The organism is Methylobacterium sp. EM32 (assembly GCF_040593685.1).
GTDB lineage: Bacteria > Pseudomonadota > Alphaproteobacteria > Rhizobiales > Beijerinckiaceae > Methylobacterium.
Map to the genome: position 1 here is coordinate 1 of NZ_JBEXZS010000034.1, position 1,359 is coordinate 1,359.

The 1,359-nt window shown below is 66.8% G+C and carries 2 protein-coding genes; both read right to left on the reverse strand.

From position 1 onward, the window contains the following. Positions 1–123: 123 nt before the first annotated feature. Entirely contained in the window at positions 124–438 is a 315-nt protein-coding gene (locus ABZT49_RS05375; protein ID WP_355284021.1) for a polyhydroxyalkanoic acid system family protein, read from the reverse strand. Between the two features lie 83 nt (positions 439–521). Next, the gene (locus tag ABZT49_RS05380; RefSeq protein WP_355284024.1) at positions 522–905 is read right to left on the reverse strand and encodes a septal ring lytic transglycosylase RlpA family protein; all 384 of its coding nucleotides are present in this window, start codon (positions 903–905) and stop codon (positions 522–524) included. Positions 906–1,359 lie beyond the last annotated feature (454 nt).

Genomic DNA, 1,359 nt, shown 5'->3' on the forward strand with positions numbered 1-1,359 from the left:
GGCTTGGGGTGGGGGGCACGGGATCGTAGGGCTGGTCCGGGATCGGGCCGGGATTCGACATCGAGCGCTCCTCTCTCTGTCGTTTCCAAACCGGGGCGCCGGGCCCCGGTTCCCCAGCGTCGGCTACTGCTTGGTCAGGAGCTTGGCGCCGTTCTGGCTGACGATCTGCTGCACCTTGTGGGCGAAGAGCGACAGGAGCAGCGGCATGCGTACCTCGACCCGCACGGAATCCTCGTCGACGTCGATGTCGCCGTCGACGCGCTGATTCATGGCGGCCACCAGGAACGAGAGCCGGTCGCCGGTCCAGGTCGCGTCGGCCATGCTGAGACCCGCCTTCTGCAGCATCTCCTTGGCCTGGCCGATCCCGTTCTCCAGCCGGCGGCGGGCCTCGGCCCGACCGAGCTGATGGGGAATCACGACAACCAGGGGCTTTGCCATCATCACGCTCCGCTCGCACGATGAGCCTGATGTGGGGAGGCTTGGCCCAACGGCAACGCCATCGGGTCGGACAGCGTCCCGGATCAGTCGACCACCGCGACCGCGACCCGGGCGACGCCGCTCATGCCGATCGCCTGGCCCGCCCCGCGGGCGAGATCGATGATGCGGCCATGGGCGAACGGCCCGCGATCGTTGATCCGCACCACCACCGAGCGGCCGTTGGACTGGTTGGTCACCCGCACCCGCGTGCCGAAGGGCAGGCTGCGATGCGCCGCCGTGAGGCCGTTGGGGTTGAAGCGCTCGCCGCTGGCGGTGCGATGGCCGGAGGCGTACCAGGAGGCCTTGCCGCTCTGGGCCTGCGCAGTCGACGAGGCGGCGAGGCTCCCCCATCCGGCGAGGGCCACGCCCCCCGCGAGAGCCACGATGCGAGCCGCGTTCGACCGACGCGCAGGCTGGGCGCTGTTCATTCCACTGTCCTTGGCAGTTGCTGATGGCACAGCCAATCGAGACCAAACAGGACGAAAATATGACCGCCCGATTTGTGGCGACTGGCGCCGCATTGTCGGCCGATATCTTGCAATCCGTTAAGGTTTGACTTTTCAAGTCGTGATGCGGCGCGAAGTCTTATTGGCGACTTGTGGCGGACGGCCGCGGCACTCGGGTTTTCAGAATTCGGAAGAAGCGCGGGATGCGCGGAGGTACCGGTGGTTCCGAGGCGAATGGCAGGGTTGCGCCGGGGGAGGGCGAGGCGCGAGCCCTCCCTCGCGGGCGGCAGGGCTGTCCGGGGAAAAGAAATGGCGAGGGATTCCCCTCTCCCCGCGGGCGGCAGGGCTATCGCACATGAGTAAAGAGATTGAAGAGGGCATCCTTGCTCCAGGACGCTCTCTTCATCTTTTTGCGGATTGGAATATCGTCGGGGTG

Bases quoted from the DNA above. Each gene is read 5' to 3' on its own strand.
- ABZT49_RS05380 (WP_355284024.1), bottom strand. From the start codon at position 905: ATGAACAGCGCCCAGCCTGCGCGTCGGTCGAACGCGGCTCGCATCGTG.
- ABZT49_RS05375 (WP_355284021.1), bottom strand. From the start codon at position 438: ATGGCAAAGCCCCTGGTTGTCGTGATTCCCCATCAGCTCGGTCGGGCC.